Source organism: Caulobacter sp. CCH9-E1 (genome assembly GCF_001556515.1).
Classification (GTDB): domain Bacteria; phylum Pseudomonadota; class Alphaproteobacteria; order Caulobacterales; family Caulobacteraceae; genus Caulobacter.
In genome coordinates this window covers 1-4,055 of sequence record NZ_LSJA01000361.1, presented here as the reverse complement: position 1 = coordinate 4,055, position 4,055 = coordinate 1, and the positions used below count along the sequence as shown (strand labels likewise).

The following is a 4,055-nucleotide window of genomic DNA, read 5'->3' as shown; positions in this document are numbered from 1 at the left end:
GCGTGCACGGATTTGCAGTCCGCTGCGTCACCACTCCGCCACCGGGCCATCCGGGCGTCGACGCAAAACGTCGGCGGGGGAGGGCGTTCGATACAGGAGCGCTCACGGGCCTGCAACTTCCAAATCGCCAAATTTCTATTGCCTGTGGCGGGGCCGATCGGACGCCGATCTGGTGAAGACCCCCGCGACCATCGTCCAGGCGCATGGCGCTACAATGGCGTGCCATCGTGCGGGTTCAGTCCGCATGGAGTCAAAAACCAGATCGCCAGCGTCAACGGCTAAGCGATAGTCCCGACAAATGATGCTACTCATCGTCTGTCGATCTATAATCATCATTTTTCGATGGTGGCGCCATGAAAGCCGCGCCATCCACGCTCCGTCGCACCGTCGCCGACAATGTCCGGCGCCTTAGACGCGGCCTTGAAATGAGCCAGGAAGACCTGGCCGCCGAAGCGCGACTGCACCGGACCTATGTCGGCGCCATCGAGCGGGCCGAACGTAACCTGTCGCTCGATAATATCGAGCGGTTGGCTCTGGCGCTGAAGGTGAAGCCAGCCGACTTGCTGACCGCGCCTTTGGAGCCAGGCGGCTAGGGCGCGCGGCGACCTAGACGCTCTGACGGGCTTGGCGAGCGGATCGACCTCCGAGGGGATCGATCCACTTGGGTTTGCCCCGCCGGAGTTATGCACCGCTGAAGCGTTCGCCAACCTTCGCCGTCGGCAACGGCCAATAGGCGCTCGCCGGCCGACCACATGTCGCGGCGAAGCACGTGCGCGGCCCTCTTCTCGGGCCACGCCCAATCGGGCGGCGCGGCATTGACGATCACGATCGGCAGGCTCGCCCATAGGATCGCGCCCGCGACGACGCCGACAGCGGTCGCCTGAACCAGGTGCCAGTTTTGCGCGCTAGCCAGCCGCGCCCGATCAATCCACCCATCGAGATCGCGAGTGGAGCGCTGCAGCGCCTCCTGGGCCTGATGAACCGCCGCGCGGTCCTGCCGCCTAGCCTCGTCGCCCGCCGCCGCGATCCGCCGCGCCAGATCCGCCGGACTCTGGGCAAGGCCGGGACTGGCCATCACCTTGTCGAGCCGGCCGACCGCCACCGAAACGCCCTTGGCGATTTCGCCGAGCGTCTCGCTGTAGTCCGGCGCGGTCGCGCGCTCGGCCGCGAGCCCCGCGACGGCGACCGTCAACAACGCCACCTCTCGCCGTAGCGCCTCGAACACCGCCGCCGCGTCGGCCGGCTCCGCTGGCGCGCCATCCTGATCCATCGTTCCATCTCCTAGAGGCCAAGCCCGCGTCCTCTGCCCATGCCGAGGTATTCGATGAGCCCCCGTCCAACGTTGCGTCCCATCTCGACCGGCAGCCCCAACTCAGCCCGCCGACCGCGGAGCAGCGACTCCACCTGGGGATCGCGCTCGAGCCCCTTGGCCATCGCGCCCATGCGCTCCTTGACCTGGCTGGCGCCGGTCATGTCGCCGGAGCGATGCAGCGCTGATCGCTGCCGCTCCAAGCCCCGCCAGCGCTCGACGAAGCGATCGGCGCGCATACGCGGATCGGCCCGAACCTCCGCCTCAAGCTGAAGGACCCTGATCGCCCGCTGCGTCCGCCCAGAAGCCGTCTCGGTGACAAGGCCCGGCTCGCGCAGATAGGCCCGCTCCAGATCCTTGGCCGCGTGCGGGCCGACCTCTTTCATGGCGCCGCGCGCGTCCTCGAGCGCCCGCCGCTGGTGGGCGAGCACGGGCAAGCCGCGGTCGTTCATTCGTATGACGTCGGCCGCGGCGCGAGCGTGGCGCTCGATCGCGCGGTTCTGGTCGAACTGGCCGATCTCCCGCGCCGGCGCCGTCGGCTCACGTGTCGGATTGGCCGGCTTGAACCCGTCGAACATCCCGCGCTCGCGCCGCGGCGGCTCCTTCGCCCGCATCGCCGCCGGCACATGGATGTCGCGCCGCTGCGCGAAGTCGCTGGCCATGTCCTTGGCGCGCTCGCGCGACAGCACGCGGGTCAGCTTGCCGAGGTCCTCGAACTCGTCGCGGCCGTAGTGGATCTGAACGCCGTCGCGATGGCGCGAGAGGGCGACATAGGCGCCATGACGATCCATACCAGGCGTGGCCAGCACATGGGCGCGATCGACCGTGACGCCCTGGCTCTTGTGGATGGTGGCGGCATAGCCGTGATCGACCTGGGCGTAGTCCTTCAGGTCGAAAACGACCGACCGGCCAGCGTCGAGCCGCACCGTCATCTGGGAGGGCGAGACCTGCTCGATCTCGCCCAGCATGCCGTTCTTCACGCCAAGCCCGCGATCGTTCTTCAGGAACATCAGCCGATCACCGGCCGCGAACGAACGCTCGCCGCGCTCCGCCTTCACCGTCACGTCCTCGCCCAAGCCGCCGGCCCGGCGCAGACGATCGCGGGCCGTCAAATTGAGCTCGCGCACCTCGTCATTGGTATGGGTGAGGATGATCCGGCTTTTGCCCGGCTCGGCCACGCGCTCTCGGTCCCAGCGCTCGACCAGATCCTCGCGCGCCTGGTCGCGGGTCTCGGCCGCGTGGACCATGCCGCGCGCATTATACGCGGCTAGCGCTTCGCCCGTGCGGCCGGTGGCCAGATGCCGGGTGGCGTCACGCTGCCAGGCCTCGTGCTGCCGACGGACCTCCCTGATCTCGACATGGGAATGACGCTCAGCGATGGACCGAAACGCCGCGCCGGCCTCGATCGCCTGGAGCTGCTCGGGATCGCCGACCAGCACCACCTTGGCGCCGGCCTTTTCGGCCGCCGACAGCAGGCGCTCCATCTGCCGCGAGCCGATCATGCCGGCCTCGTCGATCACCAGCACATCGCGCGCGTCGAGCAACTCGCGGTCTTTCGCCCATTGGTGTTCGAGGCTGGCGATGGTGCGCGAGGCAATGCCAGACCCGTCCTCCAGGTTCTCGGCGGCGATGCCGGATAGCGCGAGGCCCTGGACGCGATAGCCGGCGTCCTCCCAGGCCTCGCGAGCGACGCCCAGGAGTGCCGACTTGCCGGTCCCGGCGTAGCCAACGACGACGCCAAGGTCCCGGCCTTCGGTAACGTGCTCGAACGCCGCCTTCTGCTCGCCGGAAAGGGCAAGACCGCGTTGCGCGGCGCGCGCCAGGGCTCGGCGCTGTTCCAATTCGCTGACACCGTGCGCGCGGCGCTGGGTCATCCCCTCGCTAGCGCGGTGCAGTCGGTCCTCGACCGCGATCATCTCGCGGCTGGTGAAGCGATCGTCCCCACGCCCGTCCTGGCCCAGCGCCACCATCTCGGGCGAGGCCCGTACGGCGCTCATGGCGCGATCGAACTGGTCCTTGCCGTCTGAATGGCGGTGGATGAACTTCGCCAGATCGTAGCGCGTGAACGTCGCTTGGCTGTGGGTGATGGCGTCCAGGGCGATGCGCGGATCGGCGATGATCTTGTCGCCGTTCTCGCGGGCGATGCGGTGATGATCTTCCAGCCGCTCGGCCTCGACGCCTTCGCCGGCCATGCGTCCGGCGGCCGGGCCGATCTTGTGCTGCGGCTCCAGGTCGATGCCCTGGTCTTCTAGGCTGCGGTGATCGATCCGCACGTCGACATCGAGCTGCGCCAGCCGCTCATTGACGTGGTCGGCCCAGGCCTCGCGCCAGTGCTCAACCAGTTCGGTGCGGTTCCAGTCTCGGACCTTGGCGCCGAAGCCGTCTTCGCCGACTTCCCGCATCGACAACATGACGTGCGCGTGGGGCTTGGCCAGACCGTCCGGTCCGATGTCCCAATGCACATTGAGGTCGGCGACCATGCCGCGATCGACCATCTCGCGCTGAACGAAGTCGCGGGCCAACGCAACGCCCTGCGCCCGGTCCATTTCGCGGGGTATGGCGAATTCGACCTCGCGGGACAGCTGGGCGTCCTTGCGCTTTTCGCCGGCCTCGACCGTGTTCCACAGCTTGGCGCGGTCAGAGAGGTGTTCGGGCGCGCCGTCCGGCAGCATGATCTCGGAATGGACGACGCCGCTCTTGTTGGTGAAGTCGTGGTCACGATCGAGGCGCTCATCGTGCAGCCGGC

At 68.2% G+C, this 4,055-nt stretch carries 3 protein-coding genes; 1 reads left to right on the top strand and 2 read right to left on the bottom strand.

Annotation, left to right across the window (positions count from 1 at the left end; all coding sequences use genetic code 11):
• Window positions 1–353 precede the first annotated feature (353 nt).
• Entirely contained in the window at window positions 354–593 is a 240-nt protein-coding gene (locus AX690_RS20255; RefSeq protein WP_066684836.1) for a helix-turn-helix domain-containing protein, read from the top strand.
• Here AX690_RS20255 and AX690_RS20250 read toward each other — a convergent pair.
• Window positions 590–1,270, bottom strand: a complete 681-nt coding sequence (locus AX690_RS20250) for a DUF6118 family protein (RefSeq protein ID WP_066684834.1) — start codon at window positions 1,268–1,270, stop codon at window positions 590–592. The two genes, AX690_RS20255 and AX690_RS20250, sit on opposite strands and share 4 nt — an antisense overlap.
• 11 nt (window positions 1,271–1,281) lie before the next feature.
• Window positions 1,282–4,055: Ti-type conjugative transfer relaxase TraA (traA, locus tag AX690_RS20245; protein ID WP_066730537.1), on the bottom strand; the 2,774-nt coding region annotated here is incomplete at its 5' end.